Annotated in this window: 19 protein-coding genes and 1 tRNA gene; 7 read left to right on the forward strand and 13 right to left on the reverse strand. The window is 71.6% G+C overall.

Translation table 11 applies throughout. The features are described 5' to 3' along the window. The first annotated feature begins 224 nt into the window (after window positions 1-224). Both ACIQUT_RS06675 and ACIQUT_RS06680 read left to right on the forward strand, forming a co-directional pair. Complete coding sequence (locus ACIQUT_RS06675) at window positions 225-1721, forward strand: vanadium-dependent haloperoxidase (RefSeq protein WP_403560146.1); 1497 nt, start codon at window positions 225-227, stop codon at window positions 1719-1721. 293 nt (window positions 1722-2014) lie between these two features. Beyond that, on the forward strand, window positions 2015-3607 hold the full coding sequence (locus tag ACIQUT_RS06680) for an FAD-binding oxidoreductase (RefSeq protein ID WP_403560148.1): 1593 nt from the start codon (window positions 2015-2017) through the stop codon (window positions 3605-3607). A 261-nt stretch (window positions 3608-3868) separates the two neighbouring features. On the opposite strand, the gene ACIQUT_RS06685 is transcribed toward ACIQUT_RS06680, so the two are convergent. Both ACIQUT_RS06685 and ACIQUT_RS06690 read right to left on the reverse strand, forming a co-directional pair. After that, entirely contained in the window at window positions 3869-4090 is a 222-nt protein-coding gene (locus ACIQUT_RS06685) for a hypothetical protein (protein ID WP_360622507.1), read from the reverse strand. Window positions 4091-4321: 231 nt separating this feature from the next. After that, window positions 4322-4396 (reverse strand) — tRNA-Val (locus ACIQUT_RS06690). A gap of 54 nt (window positions 4397-4450) precedes the next feature. Here ACIQUT_RS06690 and ACIQUT_RS06695 point away from each other — a divergent pair. Continuing rightward, on the forward strand, window positions 4451-5749 hold the full coding sequence (locus tag ACIQUT_RS06695; protein ID WP_403560150.1) for a hypothetical protein: 1299 nt from the start codon (window positions 4451-4453) through the stop codon (window positions 5747-5749). Between the two features lie 318 nt (window positions 5750-6067). Next, on the forward strand, window positions 6068-6610 hold the full coding sequence (locus ACIQUT_RS06700) for a DUF4383 domain-containing protein (protein ID WP_403560616.1): 543 nt from the start codon (window positions 6068-6070) through the stop codon (window positions 6608-6610). Between the two features lie 10 nt (window positions 6611-6620). On the opposite strand, the gene ACIQUT_RS06705 is transcribed toward ACIQUT_RS06700, so the two are convergent. After that, window positions 6621-7907 carry a winged helix-turn-helix transcriptional regulator gene (locus tag ACIQUT_RS06705; protein ID WP_403560152.1) on the reverse strand — a complete coding sequence of 429 codons (1287 nt, stop codon included), beginning with the start codon at window positions 7905-7907 and terminating at the stop codon, window positions 6621-6623. A gap of 78 nt (window positions 7908-7985) precedes the next feature. Here ACIQUT_RS06705 and ACIQUT_RS06710 point away from each other — a divergent pair, with 78 nt between their 5' ends. Further along, window positions 7986-9002 carry an aldo/keto reductase gene (locus tag ACIQUT_RS06710; protein ID WP_403560154.1) on the forward strand — a complete coding sequence of 339 codons (1017 nt, stop codon included), beginning with the start codon at window positions 7986-7988 and terminating at the stop codon, window positions 9000-9002. Window positions 9003-9052: 50 nt separating this feature from the next. Beyond that, window positions 9053-9256 carry a zinc ribbon domain-containing protein gene (locus ACIQUT_RS06715; protein ID WP_179172463.1) on the forward strand — a complete coding sequence of 68 codons (204 nt, stop codon included), beginning with the start codon at window positions 9053-9055 and terminating at the stop codon, window positions 9254-9256. An 87-nt stretch (window positions 9257-9343) separates the two neighbouring features. On the opposite strand, the gene ACIQUT_RS06720 is transcribed toward ACIQUT_RS06715, so the two are convergent. The 4 genes from ACIQUT_RS06720 to ACIQUT_RS06735 form a co-directional block, all read right to left on the reverse strand. Continuing rightward, window positions 9344-10006 carry an O-methyltransferase gene (locus tag ACIQUT_RS06720; protein WP_403560156.1) on the reverse strand — a complete coding sequence of 221 codons (663 nt, stop codon included), beginning with the start codon at window positions 10004-10006 and terminating at the stop codon, window positions 9344-9346. 13 nt (window positions 10007-10019) lie between these two features. Beyond that, window positions 10020-10841 carry an HAD family hydrolase gene (locus tag ACIQUT_RS06725; protein WP_403560158.1) on the reverse strand — a complete coding sequence of 274 codons (822 nt, stop codon included), beginning with the start codon at window positions 10839-10841 and terminating at the stop codon, window positions 10020-10022. Beyond that, window positions 10838-13435, reverse strand: a complete 2598-nt coding sequence (locus ACIQUT_RS06730; protein ID WP_403560160.1) for a phosphoribosyltransferase — start codon at window positions 13433-13435, stop codon at window positions 10838-10840. The genes ACIQUT_RS06725 and ACIQUT_RS06730 overlap by 4 nt, the downstream gene beginning before the upstream one ends. A gap of 72 nt (window positions 13436-13507) precedes the next feature. Beyond that, complete coding sequence (locus ACIQUT_RS06735; protein ID WP_403560162.1) at window positions 13508-14683, reverse strand: HpcH/HpaI aldolase/citrate lyase family protein; 1176 nt, start codon at window positions 14681-14683, stop codon at window positions 13508-13510. Window positions 14684-14877: 194 nt separating this feature from the next. Between ACIQUT_RS06735 and ACIQUT_RS06740 the strand changes: the two genes are divergently transcribed. Beyond that, complete coding sequence (locus tag ACIQUT_RS06740) at window positions 14878-15681, forward strand: TerD family protein (RefSeq protein WP_403560164.1); 804 nt, start codon at window positions 14878-14880, stop codon at window positions 15679-15681. A gap of 19 nt (window positions 15682-15700) precedes the next feature. On the opposite strand, the gene ACIQUT_RS06745 is transcribed toward ACIQUT_RS06740, so the two are convergent. From ACIQUT_RS06745 to ACIQUT_RS06770, 6 genes are all read right to left on the reverse strand, one after another. Then, window positions 15701-16438: a Tellurium resistance gene (locus tag ACIQUT_RS06745; RefSeq protein ID WP_403560166.1), complete on the reverse strand. Its 738-nt coding sequence runs from the start codon at window positions 16436-16438 to the stop codon at window positions 15701-15703. Between the two features lie 187 nt (window positions 16439-16625). Further along, on the reverse strand, window positions 16626-17738 hold the full coding sequence (locus tag ACIQUT_RS06750; protein WP_403560168.1) for a DUF475 domain-containing protein: 1113 nt from the start codon (window positions 17736-17738) through the stop codon (window positions 16626-16628). A gap of 25 nt (window positions 17739-17763) precedes the next feature. After that, on the reverse strand, window positions 17764-18339 hold the full coding sequence (locus tag ACIQUT_RS06755) for a TerD family protein (RefSeq protein ID WP_403560170.1): 576 nt from the start codon (window positions 18337-18339) through the stop codon (window positions 17764-17766). A gap of 145 nt (window positions 18340-18484) precedes the next feature. Continuing rightward, a complete protein-coding gene (locus ACIQUT_RS06760) occupies window positions 18485-19060 on the reverse strand; it encodes a TerD family protein (RefSeq protein WP_403560172.1) in 576 nt (191 codons plus the stop codon). Between the two features lie 167 nt (window positions 19061-19227). Next, window positions 19228-19686: a peroxiredoxin gene (locus ACIQUT_RS06765; RefSeq protein ID WP_179172473.1), complete on the reverse strand. Its 459-nt coding sequence runs from the start codon at window positions 19684-19686 to the stop codon at window positions 19228-19230. 154 nt (window positions 19687-19840) lie between these two features. Further along, entirely contained in the window at window positions 19841-20269 is a 429-nt protein-coding gene (locus tag ACIQUT_RS06770; protein ID WP_403560174.1) for a DUF3052 domain-containing protein, read from the reverse strand. Between the last annotated feature and the right edge of the window lie 347 nt (window positions 20270-20616).

Raw genomic sequence — 20616 nt, forward strand, 5'->3', positions numbered from 1 at the left:
CCGGTGACGGAGGGGGGTGGGGAGGCCGTTCCTCGCCGCTGCCCGTCCGTTCCGGCTGCGGTCAGGCCATCACCGCCCGGCCGGCTGTCGAGCGTGACCGGATGGGCATGTCCGCGTAGATCCAGACGACTATCCGAGCATCGGCATATCGGCGCGGCCTACAGCAATCTCGGCATATCCGACATTACGCTGCCGCTGTTGATCAGCGCGTCGAAAGGAATGCCGTGCCTCTCAAGCCCAAGGCTGACCGTCGGTCGGCCGCGAAGTGCGTTCTGCCACGCTCGAAGTCCCGAGCCGGCGGGCGCCTGGGACGGCTGCGGGCCGTCGTCGTGGCCGGCGCCCTGCTCGCCGGGTTGAGTCCGGTGGCGGCCGGCGCGCCGCAGGCCGCCGCCGTGACAGGGCACAAGGGCGATCCGACGCAGTACTGGAACAAGGTCCTGTTGCAGACGTTCCGCAATGCGCGGGGCTGGGACGCCTCGCCCGGCAAGCTCTCCAGGTCCGGGGCGATGGTCTTCGCGGCGATCTACAACGCCGAGAGCGCCTATCAGTACACGTACGGAACCCTGAAGTACCAGCCGTACCTCAGCCGGCCGCTGAAGTACGCCAGCAAATCGTCGAAGCCGCGTGCGGACGAAGAGGAGCGGCTGATCGACCGCACGGCGTACCGAATGATCTCCGAGCTGTACCCGAACGACCAGGCCTACATCGACGCCCGGTACGAGGCCCGCACCGGACGCTCCCCCCACGCCCCCGACCCCCTCGACCGCCTGGTGGTCGACCGCGTGGTGAGGCAGATCAACAAGGCCCGGGCGGACGACGGTTCGGACAACCCGGAGGTCTACGACGGCGACACCACCACCCCCGGAGCCTGGCGGCCGACAGGCGAAGAGGCGACGGAAGACGAAGGGGCCTGCAAGGAGCCGAGCGACGCGGTGACCCCGAACTGGGGCAAGGTGAAGCCGTTCGTGCTCCGCTCCGGCTCGCAGTTCCGGCCTCCCAGCCTGCGCGGCTTCACTTCCTACGGCGAGCTGGTGAACAGCCCGCAGTACGCGCGCCAGCTCGACGAGGTGCGACGGGTCGGTGCCGTCGACTCCACCGAGCGCACCTACGATCAGACCGTCGTCGCCTGGTTCTGGGACCATGACCTGAACGGCACCTACCACCCCCCGGGGCAGCTGCTCCAGCTGACCGGGACGGTCGCCAAGAAGTTCAAGCTCGACACGTACGAGACCACCCGCTTGTTCGCGCTGTCGGCGCTGTCGTTGGCGGATGCCGGGATCGCGTCCTGGGACAGCAAGTTCGACACCCCGATCAACGAGTGGCGCCCGGTATCCGCGATCCGGGCGACGGGCGGCGCGAACGCAGACTGGGAGCCCCTCAGCGCGGACCGCTCGGGGGCACCGTGGACCCCGTGCTTCCCCGCCTGGACCTCCGGGCACGCCAACTTCACGGGGGCGTGGGCAACTGCGATGCAGCACTACTTCGGCCGTGACGACGTCTCGTTCACCGCGCACTCCGAGGACCCGCACACCCTCGTGCCGTCCCGCCGGATGAACAGCTTCAGCCAGGTCGCCGAGGAGGGCGAGTTCAGCCGGCTGTGGCTGGGCGTGCACTTCCGCTGGGACGCCGAGGACGGGCGGCAGATCGGCACCAACGTCGCCGACTACGTGTACGCCAACGCGCTGCAGCCGACACAAAAGGGCCGTCCGGATCAGCAGTGAACCGACACCGCGCCCCACGCGACAGCCGTCAGCGCCTTTGCCGAGCACCGTAGGGCGAAGGCGCTGACGGCACGTTCGCAGCGGCGGTGAAGGAGTCGAAGGACGTTCGGCCTTGACGGTCGGGCAACGGCCCCGGGCGTGTGCCTGAGCTGTTTGGCAGTGCGTCCCTCGTCCTTTCGTGTGGGGGGTCTGGCGCGTGGCCGGCCGACGCGGATCGCGCCGGTCGACGATCGACGGACTGGCCGATGGGATCGCAGGAGGAGTCTGCGACCGCTGCGTGAGGGTAGGTCACTGTGATCGACAGGCGGAACGTGCTGCGGGCGGGTGTGCTCGGCAGCATGGGCGGGGCGCTGGGGCTGCAGGCACCGGAGAGTGCGGCTGCGCCGGCTGAGGCAGCAGCGTCGGTTGACGCCCGGGACTGGAAGCGGTTGGCCGATGCGCTGTCCCCCGGGGCCACCCTCTACCGGCCTCACGGCTCCGTATATCCGGCGCTGGCCTTGCCGTACAACCACAGGTACGCCGGAATCCAGCCTGCCGGCATCGTTGCCTGCGCGACCACCCGGGACGTGTCCGAAGCGATCCGCTGGGCTCGCGCGGTGGGGCTGCCCGCCGTACCGCGCTCCGGGCTGGGACACAACTACGCCGGGTATTCGACCACCACGGGCCTGCTGCTGAACATGGCCCGCATGAAGAGCATCGCCTCCACTCCGACGCCGGGCCGTGCCCGGCATCGGGTCTACGGGCCGATGAAGGTCGTACACGGCGCCGGCACCGTCACCGTGGGGGCCGGCGTCACCAACGGCGACCTGCATCCGCTGTTGGAGGACCAGGGCATGTTCCTGCCGACCGGTCGCTGCCCCAGCGTCGGGGTCGCAGGGCTCACGCTCGGCGGCGGTATCGGCTTCAGCGACAAGATGTTCGGCCTGACCTGCGACCGGCTCGTTTCCACGACCGTCGTGCTTGCCGACGGACGCACGGTCAAGGCCGCCGAAGACGCGCACCCCGACTTGTTCTGGGCCTGCCGCGGCGGAGCCGGCAACAACTTCGGCGTCCACACCTCGTTCACCTTCCAGTACGAGCAGTTCGAGGGCACCGTGGGCTTCTACCAGGTCCGCTGGAGCCTGGACTCCGTACTGCCGGTGCTCGCCGCCGCCCAGCGCATCGCCCGGGACACCGCGGACGACAGGCGGTTCCACATGCGTCTGGGCATCGGCACCAACGGCACGACCAGGGCACAGATCCGTGCGAACGCCAACGTCAACGCCATCGGCCAGTTCTACGGCACCGTCCGGGAACTGCGCGCCATCCTCGACCCGCTGCTCGAGATCGGCACGGCCGAGGAACGCGCCCGCAACAGCGCGTCCGTCCGCCAGGTCACGCCCGGTGAAGCGAGCGTGCTGCTGAGCGCCACCACACCGATCGAACGCTTCGCCACCAAATCCGCGATGCTGGACTCCCGCACCCTCCTGACCGATCAGCAGGTCAGCGCGGCAGCCGAGCGCCTGCTCGACTGGCCCGGCAGCGGCAACGAGGACGGAGCCGGGTTCGCGATGTTCGCCCTCGGCGGTGAGATCAACCAGGTCCCGCCGGACGCGACCGCGTTCGTACACCGAAACGACCTCTTCGTCTTCGCCGCCGAGACCTCGTGGGCAGACCACGACCGCCCCAGCGTCGCCGAAGCCAACCTCCACTGGCTCAAGCAGTTCTACGACGACATCTTCCGCCACAAGTCGCCCGACCACTCGTACCAGAACTTCCCCGACCCGACGCTCAAGAACTGGCGGGAGGCCTACTACGGCACGAACTACCCCCGCCTGGTCGACGTGAAGCGGACATACGACCCGACCGGCTTCTTCGACTACCAGCAGGCCATCGGCACCCGCTGAACACCCGGCCTCGGACCGCCTGACCACCGCCACGACATCCCCGCCACCACCCGCGCCGTGGCGGAGATCCTCGAACCCGCCTGCGCGGGATCCGCCCCCGGTCACAAACGCCCGTGAACGTCGATGCCGGACACACACACCAAAGGCCCCCCGCCATGATCGGCGAGGGGCCTTCGTACTGGTGGGCGCGGACGGTTTCGAACCGCCGACATCTGCTTTGCAAGCTCGAATCGGGGCGCTGTCGCCGCGCGGCCTACGGTCCTACAGCTTGATCATTTTGGCGTACGGGCTCAAGATCCGCTCTCGCGCCGAGCCGAAATCGACGAGCGTCGCGGTTCCGTCCTCGACGCCGATCACTCGGCCGAGTCCGTACACGTCGTGCGTAACCTGGTCACCCACCGCGAAGTGCTTGGGGGGTGGCGCGGTCGGGGCTTTGAAGGGGCTGCTCGGCAGATGGCGCTTCGGTGCGGCTGGCTTTGTCATTGCGCCCAGTATGCGCCCGCCGGGCTCCGACCGGACCGCCGTGCGCATCACCGTTCGGACCCGATCCCCGCGCCTTCCGGATCGGCGACGGGGCGACGAACTCCGGGTGACGCCCAGCCACCCCACTTTCATGGGGATGTGGCATCTATGTGGCATCCGGGCACACAGAAGGCCCCCCGTTCGATTTCGACGGGGGGCCTCAATGTGTGGCCTGACCTGCTAGTTAGGCCTTGGTGGGCGCGGACGGTTTCGAACCGCCGACATCTGCTTTGTAAGAGCAGCGCTCTACCCCTGAGCTACGCACCCGCGATGAGTGGACAGCCTACATGCCAGCCACGCCCCCCACGCAAACCCGTTCCCGTGGGGGAGAATGGAGCGGCATGGCGGTGGCGGGCGCGGTACGGGAGAGGGATTGTGACGACGGCATCCCGGCGGTGGTTCGGTGGGCGGGACGACAGTCGGCGGGCGGATGCTCAGGCGGCCAAGGATGCCGCGGCCGCCGCGTTCTACGAGCTGGACACGGCTCAGCGGGATCTGCGGATCTCGATCGAGACCATCGCGGCGGCGGACGGTTCGCCGGCGGCCCGGCAGGCGGGCGAGGCGTTCGCCGCGCTGGGGCAGCGGATCGACCAGGCCAGCCACGTGTACATCGAGGCGGTCGACGCGCATGACCTGGACCGGCCGGAGCTGGACGGTGCCGTGGCGGCGCGGGCGCGGGACCAGCTGACGCGGGCGCGCGAGGAGCTCGTACGGGCCAAGGGGGAGCTGGACCGGTTCGCGCAGGGGATCCAGCCGCTGCTGGACCGGGCGGAGACGCAGCTCGCGCAGGTGGCGCCGGCCCGGGAGCGGGCGAAGGCGGCGCTGCTGGCGGCGAGCGCGGCGCTGGACGAGGTGCGCGGGTCGGGGATGCGGGCCGATGACCTGGCGGTGCGGCTGGCGGCGCTCGCCCCGGAGCTGACCTTGCTGAACCAGGGGGTGGCCCAGCACGGGGTGCAGGACACCCTGCAGCGTGCGGACCGGGTCCTGCGGGATGCCGAGGCGATACGGGCCGAGCTGGCGCGGCTGCCGGAGCGGGCCGCGGAGATCGACCGGCGGCTGGTGAGCCTGCGGACCCGGGCGCAGGCGCTGCGCAACCGGGCGGACCGGGTGGATCCGGTGCTCAGCGAGCTGCGGCGGCGGTTCAGCGCGGCGTGCTGGCAGGACCTGCAGCACGTGCCGGAGCAGGCCGTGCGGGATGTCTCGCGGGCGGAGGAGCAGCTGCGGGAGGCGGCCCGGGCGCGGGAGGAGCAGCGCTGGGCGGATGTGGCGGCGCTGATCGAGGCGGTGCGGGCGGCCCTGGACGCCACCGGCGAGGCGGTGTCGGCCGCGCAGGACCGGCTGACCCGGCTGGAGGCGGTGGCGCGGGATCCGCAGCAGGAGGTGGAGCGGACCCGGTTCGTGATCCGGGACGCGCAGCGGCTGGTGATGGAGGGCCGCAGTGTGCCCGATCCGCGGCACGCGGGGCCGCTGGACGAGTCGGTGGCCCGGGTGGAGCGGGCGCTGGCCTCGCTGGAGGGTCGCCACCCCGACTACTGGCGCTTCCTCCAGGAGATGGAGGAGGTCCGGGCGGTGGTGGGCCGGGTGGTGGCGGACGTACGGGGCGGGCGCGCCACCGGCTGAGCCGGGCCGGGCCGCACCGGTTGCGGCCGGAGTTGTCCGGGGGTGGGCATCGGCGGATGCTGGTGGGACAGGGACGGAGCAGAGGAGGGCGGTATGGCTGCCCACGCTTCACACACTTCCCGCGTCTCCCGCGTTTCCCGCAGTTCTCGTGCAGCTCGTGCGTCTCGGGCTGCGCCTGCGCCGCGTGAGGGTTATGCGCCGCACGCGGTCTACGGGTGTCACGAGGCCCATGAGAATTACGCGCCCTTCGTGGCCCATGAGCCCTACGGGCCGCAGGTGCCGCAGGAGACCCACAGGCTTCGGCGCCGCGTGCGCCGCATGATGCATCCCGTCGAGGCGCAGCTCGACGAGCACCTGCCCGTCGACCACAAGCTCAGCATGGTGTACCGGGTCGGTGCCGGCCTGACCGGGATCCTGCTCGTCGTCTTCGGGGTGCTCGGGCTGACGAACCGGATCGGGTTCTTCGACACCGGCGGCGACCAGGTCCTCTCCCTGAACACCAACGGCGCGCTGAGCGTCCTGTCGATCTGTGTCGGCCTGCTGCTCATCATCGGGATGGTGATCGGCGGGAACTTCGCCTCGACGCTCAACATCGTGCTCGGGCTGGCCTTCATCGCGAGCGGTTTCGTCAACCTGGCCCTGCTGGACACGGGACTGAACTTCCTCGCCTTCGAGATCCAGAACGTGCTGTTCAGCTTCGTCGTCGGCGTGATGCTGATGTGGTTCGGGATGTACGGGCGGGTGGGCAGCGCGCTGCCGCACGACAACCCGTACTGGCGGGCCCGCCACCCCGAGCAGGCGGCCCGCGAGGACCGGGCCCGGAGCAGGACCCGGTCGGCGACCCCGGCCGCCGGGCATTGACCCGGCACGCCTAGTAGCCCTGCCGGCCGCCCGGCGAGGCCGCGGCCGCGGCCGCGGCCAGCAGGGCTTCGGCGGCCGCGGTGCGCGCGTACAGCACGCTGCGGCCCGCCCGGTGGGCGCTGGCCAGGCCCGCGTCGCGCAGCGCGGTCAGGCACTGGGAGACCCGCGCCGGGGAGAGGCCCGTACGGTCGGCCAGCTCGGTGGTGGAGGCCGGGCTGTCCAGCTCCGCCAGGAGCGTGCTGCGCGAGTGTCCGAGTACGGCGGCGAGGGCCGCGGAGGCGGTGCGCGGCCGCGTCTCCCACAGGGAGCCGGCGCCGCGCGCGGGGTAGACGAGCTGCGGCGGGTCCGGCGGCGCCACCCGCGTGGAAAGGCCGGAGGTTTTGAACGCCGAAGGGATGAGCAGCAGCCCCGGGCCCGCCGCCTCCCGGCTGAGCGCGCGCTGCCGGGACCGCGGGGGTGCGAGCCGCAGGGCGACGCCGTCCCAGTCGGCCTGCGGGTCCAGGTCGGTGAGGAGGCGGGCGGCGCCGTGCTCGGCGGCCTGCCGGGCCCGGTGCAGTACGTCGGCTTCGAGCACGGCCCGTATCCGTGCCCAGTAGGGCGCCAGGGCCAGCTCCCAGAAGGCCTCGGCCTCCTCCGCGACCCGGGGCAGCCGGCCGGGCGGATCCGCGTGCAGCGCCCGCAGCCGGGGGCCGAGCCGGCCCTGGTGGTGCGCGAGGTGTTCGAGGTCCCGGCGTACCCGCTCGGCCGGGGTGGCCGTGATCGCGGCGAGTTCCCGGTCCAGTGCGGGGGCCGGGCCGGACGGCGCCGGGGTGAGGAAGTCGGGGGCGTAGCGGGAGGCTGCCGGGATCAGCTCGGCGAGCCAGCCGCGGTCCAGCCCGGCGGCCGCCACCCGCGGGCGCACCTGCGCGAGCCACGGCCCGTGCACGGGATGCCCGGCCGCGGCCACCCGCACGGCAGTGGCCCGCACCGCCGTCACCTGCCCGGCGGCCGCTGGCCCGGCCGCCCGCCGGACCGCCGTCGCCCGCACCGCCGCGGCCCGCACCGCCGCGGCCCGCACCGCCGCGGCCCGTGCGGCTGCCGCCCGCCCGGCTGCCGCATGCCCGGCTGTCGCATGCCCGGCTGTCGCCCGCCCTGTCGTCGTGTCCTCGGTCGTCGGCGGCGGCCGTACGCCGCCCGCCGCGTCCGAGGACCGGGCCAGCAGCCGGAACGCGGCCATGAGCTGCCACATCGGCGAGACCGCGAACCGCATGTGCGCCAGATCGTCCGCCGAGAACGGCAGCAGCGTCGGCCGGCCCATGACAGTCCCTTCGGGGCCCGGATTCAGCTGGAGCCGAATCATTGGCCGCCCACCCTATCCCTCGTTGATCATTCCGGCATGACCTCGCAAACGATCACTGCAGCGGCATCGGGCACCTGGAACCTCGGCGACCTCCGCGTCAACCGGATCGGCTTCGGCGCGATGCGGATCACCCAGGACGGCGCCGCCTTCGACCCCGACGCGGCCCCCGGCGACCGCGACCGCGCGATCCGCGTACTGCGCCGCGCGGTCGAGCTCGGCGTGAACCACATCGACACGGCCGCCTTCTACTTCTCCCGCCTGCGCTCCGCCAACGAGCTGATCAACCGGGCGCTCGCGCCCTACCCGGACGACCTCGTCATCGCCACCAAGGTCGGACCGGGCCGCGACCCGTCCGGCGCCTGGATGCCCCACGCCACCCCCGGGCAGCTGCGCGGCCAGGTCGAGCAGAACCTGCGCGAACTCGGCCGCGACCACCTCGACGTGGTCAACCTGCGCATCGTCGGGACCGACTCGATCGCCGAACGCTTCGGCGCACTCGCCGAACTGCGCGAGGCCGGGCTCATCCGCCACCTGGGCCTGTCCAACGTCCGGCCCCACCACCTCGCCGAAGCGCAGGCCATCGCCCCGGTGGTGTGCGTGCAGAACGCGTTCGGCCTCGGGTTCGCCCCGGAGCAGCAGGCCGAGCAGCGCGCGTTCATACGGCTCTGCGGGGAGCAGGGTGTCGCGTACGTCCCGTTCTACGCGCTGGCCGGGCAGCACCGCGAGGCCGGCCTGCGCCCCGCCGACACCACCGCCGACACCGCCGCCGACACCCCCGGCAACGGAACCGACAGCGACACCCCCGCCGGCAGCCGGGCCGACGCCGTCTCCGCCGTCTCGCAGGCCCGCGGGGTGAGCCCGGCGCAGCTGCGGCTGGCGTGGACGCTGCACCTCGGGGACAACGTCCTGGCCATCCCGGGCACCGGCAAGCCGGACCACCTGGCCGACAACATCGCCGCGGGCGCGCTGCGCCTGTCCGAGGACGAGCTGCGGCTCCTGGATCCCGACGGTCAGGACGGCCGCACCGGCGACCGGGCGGGGCTTCCCCGGTAGCCGACGGGCTTCCCCGGTAGCCTGCGGGGCTTCCTCGGTAGCCTTGGCGCATGCCTCGATACGAATTCCGCTGCCGGACCTGCGACGACACCTTTGAGGTCAGCCGTCCCATGGCCGAGTCGTCCGCGCCCGCCGACTGCCCCGCCGGCCACTCCGACACCGTCAAGCTGCTCTCCGCCGTCGCCGTCGGCGGGACCAGCAGCGCCCCGGCCCCGTCCGGCGGAGGCTGCTGCGGTGGCGGGGGCTGCTGCTAGCTGCCGGGGCGCAGCCCCGCATTTGCCTGCGGTGCCCGCATTGCCCGCGGTGCGTCGCGGCGCACCGCGGCGCACCGCGAGTCGGCGTCAGCGCTTGCGCGACAGGGTGAGCCCGTCCGAGATGGCGAGCAGCACGGACTCCATCCGCGGGTCCGCCGCGACGTGGTCGTTGTAGGCGCGGACGCCGGCCGCAGACCCGCTCGTCGCCGTCTCGTCCACGACCGTGCCGTGGAACAGCGTGTTGTCGGTGACGATCAGCCCGCCCGGCCGCATCCGCGGCACGAGCTCCTCCCAGTACGCGATCTGGTTCTCCTTGTCCGCGTCCACGTACGCCAGGTCGATGTGCGGCTCGGCCGGCAGGGCGCGCAGCGTGTCCAGCGCCGGGGCGATGCGCAGGTCGATGCGGTCGGCGACGCCGGCCGCCTCCCAGGCCTGGCGCCCGTACGCGGTCCACTCGTCGGAGATGTCGCAGGCGATCAGGACGCCGTCCGCGGGCATCGCCTGGGCCATGGAGAGGGTGGAGAAGCCGGTGAAGGTGCCGATCTCGACGATGCGGCGGGCGCCGGTCAGCCGGACCAGGAAGGCCAGCAGCGGGCCCTGCTCCTCCGCGGACTGCATGCCGGCCACGTCGGGGAACTTGGCGTACGTGGTTTCCACGAGCCCCCGCTGGATCTCGTCCAGCGGGGGGTTGTGGTCGAGCATGTACCGGTACAGCTCGTCAGTGATCTTGGTGGTGTTGCCCTTGGTCATGCGCCAAGTGTGCCTACTTCACGGGCAGTCCGGCAGTCCTGGCGAATGCCCGCACGATTTCCTCGCCCGCCGCGACGCCCCTCTCCGCCAGGGCCGTGACCGTCGGCGCGTGCCAGCCCGCGTCGGCCAGTTCGCCGTGCCCGGGCCGCCAGGCGGCGTCCGCCGCGAGCAGCAGGTCGGCGTCGAGCAGGGAGTCGCCGGCCGCGAGCGTCGTGGACGCGCCCGTACGCCGGGCCACTTCGCGCATCGCCGCGCTCTTCGTCAGCGGCCGCGGCACCGCGTAGATCTTGCGGCCCTGGAGGGAGACCGTCCAGCCGCGGGCCTCGGCCCAGGCGGTCAGCGCCTTGAGCCACTCCTCCGGGACCCGGTCGCGTTCGACGACCAGGTAGGAGAACAGGTCCTCCGCGACCCGCGCCTTGCGCAGCCATTCCGGGTCGGCGGACGCCAGCAGGTGCCGGTGGACCTCCTCCAGCGGGGCGCACTCCTCGGCCAGCCGGGCGGCCACCTGCCGGCGCCAGTCCCGGTCGGGCACCCCGTCCACGAGCAGCTGCCCGCCGTTGGCGCAGATCGCGTACGGGGCCGGGCGGCCGGGGAAGCGGATGCGCTGGTACTGCTTGCGCGTCCGGGTCGTGGTCGGGACGAAGACCACCGAGGGGGCGGCGGTCAGTTCGGCCAGCAGGGCCGCCGCGGTCTCCGTCATGTACGACAGCGGCTTGCTCTCGTGGACCTCCACGCACAGCAGCCGGGGTGCGTCCGCGTCGGGCATGGTCAGGCCGAGGGCGGCCGTCGAGTAGATGAGCGTACGGTCGAGATCGCTGGCTACCAGGACAGTCACTTGGAGGCCACAGCCTTTCCGTCGGCGCCGGTCGCGCCGCGCGTGTATCGGGGGTGGATGAGTCCCACGCAGGTGTAGGGCAGCCCGTCGACCTCCTCCACCGGGACCCCGCGCTGCCCGGCGAGGAGCCGTACGTGGTCCAGGTCGGGGCCGGCGCCGCGCCGGGCCAGGATCTTCCACGGCACCCGGCGCAGCAGCACCCGCGTGGTCTCGCCGACGCCGGGCTTGACCAGGTTGACGTCGTGGATGCCGTATTCCTCGCTGATCCGCTCCACCGCTGCCCAGCCCTCCCAGGTCGGGGTCCGGTCGGCCGCGAGCAGCTCCTTGACCTCGGCGTCGACGGCGTCGGAGACCTCCTCGAAGCGGGCGGCGACGGTGTCGACGAAGTCGGCGGAGACGTCGGCCCCGGCGAGCTCGCGGTAGAACTTCGCGCCGTGGAAGTCGGCGGGCCCGACCAGGTCGGACCGGAGCACGGTACGGGATATGAGGCCCGAGACGGTGGAGTTGAGGCAGGCGGAGGGGATCAGGAAGTCCTCGCGGGTGCCGTACGCGGTCACGCACGAGCCGGGGTCGGCCAGGACCACGATGTCCGGGTTGAACTCCGGGCCGCCCTCCCGGTCGCGGTGGGCGCGCAGGGCGGCGGACAGCTCGCGCGTGATGGCGCCCTTGCCGGTCCAGCCGTCGACGAAGACGACGTCGGCGGGGTCGTGGTGGGCGGCCAGCCAGCGCAGCGCGTTGGCGTCGATGCCGCGGCCGCGCACGATGGAGACGGCGTAGTGCGGCAGGTCCAGGCCGTGCCGGGCCTTCGCCCAGCGGCGCATCAGCACGCCGACGGGGGTGCCGGCGCGGGCCAGGGAGACCAGCACCGGGGAGGGGGTGCGCTCGGCGAGGACGGTCTCGGTGACGGTGCCGACGGCGCGGGCGATCCGGGCGGCGGAGGCGTTCAGCGCGCTCCGGTACAGCTCCTGGTACTGGTCGGACGGCTGGTACTCGACGGGCAGCGACTCGGCGTAGTGCGCGCCGCCCGCCTGGATGGCCTCCTCGCGTTCCTCCGTCGGGGCCTCCAGGGCCACGCCGGAGAGGTCCTGGAGCAGCCAGCCGACGTCCTCGGCGGCGTACGAGGAGAAGGCGGGGCCGCGCAGGGGCTCGGGCATGGTCGGCTCCTGCCGGTCGGGAAGGGTCTGGGGGGTGCGCGCGGGCGGCACGTACGAGGGGACGACGGCGAGCAGGACCTGCCCGGTGTGCGGGGCGAGGCGGGCGAGGAGCCCGTCGGGGGCGTGCAGCGCGTCGGTGTCCCCGTCGCCGTCGACCACGGCGACGACGGTGTCGAAGCCGGCCCCGGCGACGTTGTAGGCGTACCGGTCGCCCGGCCCGTCGGCGGGGGCGTCGTGGGCGGGGAAGACGAGCCGGGTGCGGATCGCGTAGCCGGGGTCGTCGACGGCGAGGACGGGCGAGCGGGTGGTGGTGGAGAAGCGGACCTCGCGGGCCGCTCCGGACTCCTCCAGTGCGAGCGCGAGGCGCAGCGGCGCGTACATCAGCTCCTCGTTGCCGAGGACGAGGACGCGGCCGAGGCCAGGACCGGGGCCGGGGCCGGGGCCGGTGGCCGTGCCCAGCGCGTCGGCGAGCTGCCCGGCCAGCGCGGGCAGAGCCGCTTCCAGGCGGTCGCGGTGCGCGGGGGTGAAGCCGTGGCGCCCGCCGTCGGGCACCCCGGCCGGCCAGTCCAGCTCCACCCGCCGGACCGGGGCGGAGCCGGAGGCGGGGGCAGGAACCGGGGCGGTATCGGAGGCCGAGGCCGTCTCGCGTTCGTGTTGCTCGACCAGGGCCTGTCCCTTGGCCAGGACCCCCTCGGGCAGGTGCACGGTCCCCGAGGCCAGGGCGAGCAGGTCGACCCGTGCGCCGATCTCGGCGGCGAAGGCGCTGAGCCGCTCGCGGTCGGCCGGGGAGCGCATGTCGACGAGGGCGACGACCACGTAGTGGGTGCGGGGGTGGCGGGCGTGCAGGTCGCGGATGGTGTTCAGGACCGTGTTGCCGGTGGAGAACTCGTCGTCGACGAGGACCAGGGGGCCGCCGCCCGCCAGCAGCTTCGGGTCCTCGGGCAGCAGCAGGTGGGAGGTGGCGTGCGAGTGGCTCTCCTCGAACCCGCCGACGACCGCCACGCCCGGCACCGGGCGGCGCGTGGAGTGCAGGTAGGGAGCGGCGTCCAGGCCGTCGGCGACGCAGTGGCCGAGGCCGGTCGCGGTCTCGGCGTAGCCGAGGACCACTGCGGCGGCCGGGTCCTCCCCGGCGGCGTCGAGCAGGGCCCGGACCCGCCGGCCGAGCCCGTACCCGGCGGCGTGGACGGCGCGCGGGGACTGCGGGACGTGCTTGCCGAGCACCTGCGAGACCAGCAGGTGGGCCCGCTTGGGGTTGCGCCGCAGGGCGAGGCCGAGGAGTTCCTCCAGCCCCGGCCCGCGGGAGCCGTCCGCTCCTTCCAGGCGTACGCCCAGCCGGTCCGCGACCCACGTTCCCGACCACACCGCGTCGATCGTCTTCCCCTTCTCCGTCTTCTCCGTCGTCACACCAGCCACATCATTCACATCATTCACGTCAGCCATGCCGGCCATGCCAGCCGTTTCGGCCATGCCCGCCGTTCCGGCCATGCCGGCCACGTCCGGGCTCGCTCTCGCTCATACCTGGAGCCCCGCCGTGAGCAGGTCGACGAAGCCGACCTGCTCCTTCGCCACCCCGAACACCTCGGCGCGCAGCATGGTGCGCTCCGCCCAGGCCCGGTGGGGCTTCACCTCGTTCATCTTGTTCGTGTAGGCGGAGCGCATGACGCCGCCGCCGGTGCGCTCGGGGCGCAGGATGTCCTGGGCGTCGCTGAACTCCTCGTGGGAGACCACCGACAGCGCGTGCACGGGCGTGACGTGGACCGGGTGGATGCAGGTCTTGCCGAGGAGTCCGTTCGCCCGGTCGAGTTCGATCTCGCGCAGCAGCCCGTCCAGGTCGTGCTCGATCAGGGCGGTCCGCAGTTCTTCGACGCCCTCCTCCAGGAAGGGGCTGCGCCGCAGCTGCGGCTTGAAGAGGCGCTGCTGGCTGCGGAAGTACTCCCAGACCGGGCCGGTGACAGTGAAGCCGGTGCCGTCGGCGCGACTGAGCACGTTGACCACGTCGGCGATGACCCCGGCGACGATCTGGACGTCGTAGGCGGTCATGTCGGGGGTGCGGCGCAGGCCGTACACGGAGCAGAAGTCGGTGACGCCGAGGCGCAGGGCGAGTACGCGCTCGCGGTAGCGGTTGACCGTGCGGGAGATCCCGGCGAGGGCCTCGACCCGGGTTTCGAGGTGGAGCAGGTCGGGGGTTTCCAGGACGGGCATCGCGTAGAGCCGGGGGAGCCCGCTGAGGGCTTCCGCCTCGGCGACGGCGTCGAGGAAGGCGGGCCCGCGGCTCGCGGTGAACTTGGGGAGGACGAATCCGGCCAGTCTGCGGACGGTGCCGCCCAGGCGGCGCGCGAGGTCGGGGATCTGCTCGGGGGTGCGGACGCGGATGAAGAGGAGGGGGAGCTCCTGGTCGCCCGCGGCCTGCCCGTCGAGGTCGGCGAACTGGCGCACGAGGTTCTCCTCGGCGTCGCGCACGTCCGCGTCGCTGATGGAATCCTCCAGGCAGAGGACCATGGAGACGACTCCGCGGGCGGCCTGCTTGCGGATGTCGTCGGCGAGGTTGGGGCGGGTGGCCGGGCTGTAGAGGGTGGCCCCGAGGGCGGCGGCGAGCAGGCGTGCGGGCGAGGCGGCGGTGAACTCGGCCGGCTCGATATGGAAGAGGTCACGCCGGACCGCGGGCGATATGTGCCCAAAGTGACGCATGCGCTTCCCCCGTACTGTCTCGGCGGCCCAACTGGCGTGGCCGGTAATAGTACGTACGAATCCGGGTCAAGAGTTCCTCAAGCACATGAAGTTCAGGTAACCCTTATGCACCATGCCCACGGTCGACGGCCGGGGCAAGGCCCTGCGGGGGGCCGCGTTGTTCCGCGCCGCCCCGGGAGGGCAGGATGACGGGCATGACGCACGCGATGCAGAAGGGCTCGAACATCCCGGTGACCACGGTGGCGGTCCGGGCGGTGCTGCGCTGGACCGGCGGTCCCGAGGTACCGGACGTGGACGCCTCGGCGCTGCTGGTGGGCCCGGACGGACGGGTGCGCTCGGACGAGGACTTCGTCTTCTACAACCAGCCCCGCCACCCCTCCGGGGCCGTCTGGCGGCTCGGCAAGAAGCAGGTCGGCGAGTCCGTCACCGACGCCGTCCAGGCGGACCTGCGGACGGTGCCCTCGGTGGTGGACCGGATCCTGGTGGTCGCCTCCGCCGAGGACGTACCGTTCGAGCGGGTCCGCGACCTGCGGATCCTGCTGTACGACGCCACCACGACCGGCGCCTCCGAGCCGCTGGCCTACTTCGACGTACGGCCCGAGACCGGCGCCGAGACCGCCCTGATCTGCGGGGAGCTGTACCGCCGGGGCGACGCGTGGAAGTTCCGCGCGCTCGGCGAGGGCTACTCCGACGGGCTGGTGGGGCTGGCGACGGACCACGGCATCTCGGTGGACGAGAACGCCGCCGACGGCTCCGAGGGCGCGTCCGCGGGCGCGGGCGCGGCCGGGCCCACCTCCGAGCAGACGGCCGCGATGCAGCCGCCGACGCTGCCTCCGCACCCGCCCGCGTCCGCGCCCGCGCCCGCGCCGCAGACGCAGGCCCCGCCGGCCGCACAGCCGGCGTACGGGTACCCGCAGCCGGTGTCCCCGGTGCCGGCGCCGGGCGGCGACCCGTCGTTCCGGCTGCCGGTGCAGGGCCCGCAGTTCGTCCGCCGCTGACGCCGCCGGGTGGGGGCGGTCAGGCCTTGGTGCTCTTGTAGCCCCGCCCCCACTGCAGGCCCCAGCCGTACAGCCGGTCCAGCTCGGCCTGGAACCCGTACACGAACTTCACCTCGCGGCGCACGATCAGCTCGCCCTTGACGTGCTCCAGGGAGACCACCGCGCAGGAGCGGGCCTGCGGGTGCCGCTCCTCCAGCGGGATCTCGATCCGCGGCCCGGTGATCGGGTACAGGGTGACCAGGGCGTGCGTCCGGTCGAAGGCCGGGGTCTGGTCGTAGATGTAGACGAAGACCAGCAGGCGTTTGATCTCGTCCGCGTGGTCGAGGTTGACAAAGACCGTCTCGCCGGAGGGTGCGCCGAACCGGTCGTCGCCGCTGAGCTTCACGTACGGCGGGCTGTTGATGTCGCCCAGCAGGTTGCCCAGCGGCTGGACGACGCCCCGGGTGCCGTCGGCCAGCTCGTACAGGCAGCCGATGTCGAGGTCGACGTTGACCATGCCCTGGGTGTGCCCCTGCACCACGTCCGGTTTGAACAGCTTGAACGGGTGCCGCAGCAGCTGCCCGCTCTGGCCGCTGCGGCCGCCGATGTCGGAGCTGCGCATCCGCCAGGACAGGTTGACGCGCAGATTGCCGTGGACGGCCCCCTGCTTGGTCAGCGACACCGTCGGCTGGCGCTTGGTGAGCTCGATCGCCGAAGAGGCGTTGCCCGAGTCGAACTGCAGGGCACGGCTGCCCCTGATGCCGTCGAAGAATCCCATCCCCTGTCCCCCCTGACTGCCGGGATCCCCTGAGATCCCCCTGTGGTCCCCGCGCGGGCCGCCACACGGGCGCGGCTACGCGGACGGGGCGGCCCCCCGGGTCCGTGGACCCAGCAGGCCGCCCCGCATGGAGCGTTCCGCAATACCGCCGCGGTCATGCCTCGGAAGGCCATGCCCCGGGCGGAGGTCATGCCTCGGCGGACGCGCCCTCCAGCTCCAGCCGCTTGTTGCGGCGCACGGAGGACCAGAAGGAGGCGGCGATCAGCACCACGCCGATGAGGCCGGTGATGGTCTCGCTGATCTCGTGCTGGATGGTGATGAGCAGGATGACCGCGAGGGCGCCGATCGCGTAGTGCGCGCCGTGCTCCAGGTAGACGTAGTCGTCCAGGGTGCCCTGGCGGACCAGGTAAACCGTAAGCGACCGGACGTACATGGCGCCGATGCCGAGGCCGAGCGCCATCCAGAAGATGTGGTTGGTGATGGCGAAGGCGCCGATGACGCCGTCGAAGGAGAAGGAGGCGTCGAGGACTTCCAGGTAGAGGAAGAGGAAGAACGCGGCCTTGCCGGCCAGGCCGACCGCGGAGACCTGCTTGCCCTCGGACTTGGCCTTCTCCTCCTCCTCGTGCTCGCGCTCCTCTTCCTCCTCCAGCTTGTCCTCGAAGTAGGAGGAGAGGCCTCCGACGATCAGGTAGGTGATCAGACCGGCGACGCCGGCCAGCAGGACGGTGGCGGACTTGTCCGCGTGGCCGGTGCTGGTGTGGGCGTTCACCGCGAAGGTCATCGCGGTGACCAGCAGGGCGATCAGGGCGACGCACACCGAGAGCATGTCGACCTTGCCGAGCTTGGCCAGCGGCCGCTCCAGCCAGGCGAGCCACTTGTGCTCGCGCTCCTCGAACACGAAATCGAGGAAGATCATCAAAAGGAACATGCCGCCGAACGCCGCGATCGCCGGGTGGGCGTCGGTGACCAGCGCCTCGTACTGTTCCGGGTGGTCCAGGGCCAGCTCGACGGCCTCGATCGGGCCCACCTTGGCGCTGATCGCGACGATGGCCACGGGGAACACCAGCCGCATGCCGAAGACCGCGATCAGGACACCGATCGTGAGGAAGATCTTCTGCCAGAAGGCATTCATCTTCTTCAGGATTCCGGCGTTGACGACCGCATTGTCGAACGACAGCGAGATTTCGAGGATCGACAGGATCAGCACGATCCCGAACGCCTCCCACCCCCACTGCCAAGCGGCGAAGGCAAGGCCGAGCGCCGTGATGGCGAACGACCAGCCGAAGGTTTTCAGAACCACTGGCACCCCATGTTCTCGTATGGCTTTACGAAACGTTGACCCCGAAGTCTAGAGCGATGCCCCTCAGGCCCGACGCGTACCCCTGGCCCACCGCCCGGAACTTCCATTCCCCGCCGTACCGGTAGACCTCGCCGAAGATCATTGCGGTTTCGGTCGAGGCGTCCTCCGTGAGGTCGTAGCGGGCCAGCTCCTGGCCGTCCGATTCGTTCACGACCCGGATGAAGGCGTTGGTGACCTGCCCGAAGGCCTGGCGGCGGGCGTCCGCGTCGTGGATGGAGACCGGGAAGACGATCTTGTCGACCTCGGCCGGCACCTTGGTCAGGTCGACGATGATCGACTCGTCGTCGCCGTCACCCTCGCCGGTGAGGTTGTCACCCGTGTGTTCGACGGAGCCCTCGGGGCTCTTGAGGTTGTTGTAGAACACGAAGTACCGGTCCCCCAGGACCCGGCCGTCGCGGCACATCAGCGCGCTGGCGTCGAGGTCGAAGTCGGCCCCTGTCGTCGAACGCGCGTCCCAGCCCAGACCGACCAGGACCCGGGTGAGGTTCGGTGCGGCCTTGGAGAGGGAGACGTTGCCCCCCTTGGCGAGTGTGACGCCCATGTTGAAGTCCTCCCCGGACGACGTGGTGTCGGGGCCCGTCCGCGGGTGGGTCGGGCCTGCGGTGCGGTGGTGCGGTGGTGCAAGCGCGTCCGGCGCCGTACACGGGGTGTGTGCACGGCGCCGGACGGGTGAACAGCGGACGGGATCAGACGTTGACGCCGAAGTCCCGCGCGATGCCGGCCAGGCCGGAGGCGTAACCCTGGCCGATGGCGCGGAACTTCCACTCGGCGCCGTTGCGGTAGAGCTCGCCGAAGACCATGGCGGTCTCGGTCGAGGCGTCCTCGGAGAGGTCGTAGCGGGCGAGCTCCGTGTTGTCCGCCTGGTTCACGACGCGGATGTACGCGTTGCGCACCTGGCCGAAGCTCTGCTGGCGGCTGTCGGCCTCGTAGATCGAGACCGGGAAGACGATCTTGGCGACATCGGCCGGGACGTCGGCCAGGTTCACCTTGATCGCCTCGTCGTCGCCCTCGCCCTCGCCGGTGCGGTTGTCACCGGTGTGCTCGACCGAGCCGTCCGGGCTCTTCATGTTGTTGAAGAACACGAAGTTCGAGTCGCTGGTGACCTTGCCCAGGTCGTTGGTCAGGATCGCGCTGGCGTCGAGGTCGAAGTCGACACCGGTGGTGGTGCGAGCGTCCCAGCCCAGGCCGACGAGCACTGCGGTCAGGTTCGGCGCGCTCTTGGTCAGCGAGACGTTGCCGCCCTTGCTGAGGCTGACTCCCACGGGTCCTCCAATGAATTAATGTCCGGGGCGGTGCCCCTGTCGTGCGATGGGGGCCCTCCCAGCGGGGGCTGGGGGAGCTACCGGATCAACGTGTTGATCCTAGTGACGGGTTCCCGCCGCCACGCGGTATTTGCCCGCGGAACCGCCCGGCGGAACGGGAGGAGGGGTCACAGGCTGTCGAGCGCCTTGATGTACTCGTTCAGGTCACGCGCGTCGGGCAGCCCGTTGACGACGCTCCAGCGCACGATGCCGTCCTTGTCGATGATGAAGGTGCCGCGGACCGCGCAGCCCTTCTCCTCGTCGAAGACGCCGTACGCGCGGGAGGTCTCGCCGTGCGGCCAGAAGTCGGACAGCAGCGGGTAGTCGAAGCCCTCGTTGTCGGCGAAGACGCGCAGGGTCGGCACGGAGTCGTTCGAGACGGCGAGGAGCTGGACCTCGTCGTTCTGGAAGCGGGGCAGCCGGTCGCGCAGCTCGCACAGCTCGCCGGTGCAGACACCGGTGAAGGCGAACGGGTAGAACAGCAGCACCACGGCCTTCTCGCCGCGGAAGTCGGAGAGCCGGACGGTGGCGCCGTGGTTGTCCTTGAGCTCGAAGTCCGGTGCCTTGCTGCCGATCTCGATGGCCATCTGTCGCATCCCTTCGTTCCCGCATCCCTGCGTTCGGCTGTTCGGGTGAGAGTGCCAGCCTAGGGCGCCGGGGCCCGCAGACGCACACACCCCGCCGACGGAGTCGGCGGGGTGTGTCTCCGCTTGGCTGCGGCGCTCGGCTGCGGCGCGTCGCTCAGCGCTTGGACTTGGCGGCCTTGGGGGTCACCAGCTTGCTGGCGGCCCACTCCTTGCCGACGCTGACGGGCCTCGTCTGCGACAGGCCGGCCGTCTCGGCGGCCTCGCTGATGTCGCTGGCCTCGACGTAGCCGGGGCGGCCCGTCTTCGGGGTCAGCAGCAGGATCAGCGCCGCCTCCTCGACCAGCTCGGTGGCGTCGACGAGGGCGTCGGTCAGGTCGCCGTCCTCGTTGCGGAACCACAGCAGCACCGCGTCGGCCACGTCGTCGTAGTCCTCGTCGACGAGGTCGTTGCCGATCAGTTCCTCGATCTCATCGCGGAACTGCTGATCGACGTCGTCGTCGTAGCCGATCTCCTGGACCACCTGTTCGGACTGGAAACCCAGCCGGGCGGCCAGGCTCTCCGCGTGGTCCGCGGTCGCGCTCACGGGGTGCCTCCTGCTCATGTTCGGTGAATGTCTTCGGCCGCGCGCGTACGCGCAGCATTGGGCGTAGTCCACACGGGCGCGGCGGATCGCGCAAGTACCCGGCCGCCGGGACCGCCGAAACGGTGACGATTGCGGCCGTCTCGCCGCAACTTTCAGCCTTCCCGCACGGCCCTGTGGTGATTCATCCCACACCATTGCAGCTGATTCGGCATTGCCTGGGAACTTCTTACCTGTTTGAGGGACCGAACATCCTTGCGATCCGGGTGGTCGGCCCGATCGCCCGGCGCGGTCCGGCCGGAAGGTCGCGGGAGACATCGCGGAAGACGTCGCGGGAGACATCGCAAATC

Origin of the sequence: Streptomyces sp. NPDC090445 (assembly GCF_044769385.1) — a bacterium.
Lineage (GTDB): Bacteria > Actinomycetota > Actinomycetes > Streptomycetales > Streptomycetaceae > Streptomyces.

Bases quoted from the DNA above. Each gene is read 5' to 3' on its own strand.
- ACIQUT_RS06705 (WP_403560152.1), bottom strand. From the start codon at position 7,907: ATGGGCCGGCCGACGCTGCTGCCGTTCTCGGCGGACGATCTGGCGCAC.
- ACIQUT_RS06685 (WP_360622507.1), bottom strand. From the start codon at position 4,090: ATGACAAAGCCAGCCGCACCGAAGCGCCATCTGCCGAGCAGCCCCTTC.
- ACIQUT_RS06720 (WP_403560156.1), bottom strand. From the start codon at position 10,006: ATGACCAAGGGCAACACCACCAAGATCACTGACGAGCTGTACCGGTAC.
- ACIQUT_RS06730 (WP_403560160.1), bottom strand. From the start codon at position 13,435: ATGGCTGACGTGAATGATGTGAATGATGTGGCTGGTGTGACGACGGAG.
- ACIQUT_RS06755 (WP_403560170.1), bottom strand. From the start codon at position 18,339: ATGGGCGTCACACTCGCCAAGGGGGGCAACGTCTCCCTCTCCAAGGCC.
- ACIQUT_RS06765 (WP_179172473.1), bottom strand. From the start codon at position 19,686: ATGGCCATCGAGATCGGCAGCAAGGCACCGGACTTCGAGCTCAAGGAC.
- ACIQUT_RS06700 (WP_403560616.1), top strand. From the start codon at position 6,068: ATGATGCATCCCGTCGAGGCGCAGCTCGACGAGCACCTGCCCGTCGAC.
- ACIQUT_RS06715 (WP_179172463.1), top strand. From the start codon at position 9,053: ATGCCTCGATACGAATTCCGCTGCCGGACCTGCGACGACACCTTTGAG.
- ACIQUT_RS06735 (WP_403560162.1), bottom strand. From the start codon at position 14,683: ATGCGTCACTTTGGGCACATATCGCCCGCGGTCCGGCGTGACCTCTTC.
- ACIQUT_RS06740 (WP_403560164.1), top strand. From the start codon at position 14,878: ATGACGCACGCGATGCAGAAGGGCTCGAACATCCCGGTGACCACGGTG.
- ACIQUT_RS06710 (WP_403560154.1), top strand. From the start codon at position 7,986: ATGACCTCGCAAACGATCACTGCAGCGGCATCGGGCACCTGGAACCTC.
- ACIQUT_RS06745 (WP_403560166.1), bottom strand. From the start codon at position 16,438: ATGGGATTCTTCGACGGCATCAGGGGCAGCCGTGCCCTGCAGTTCGAC.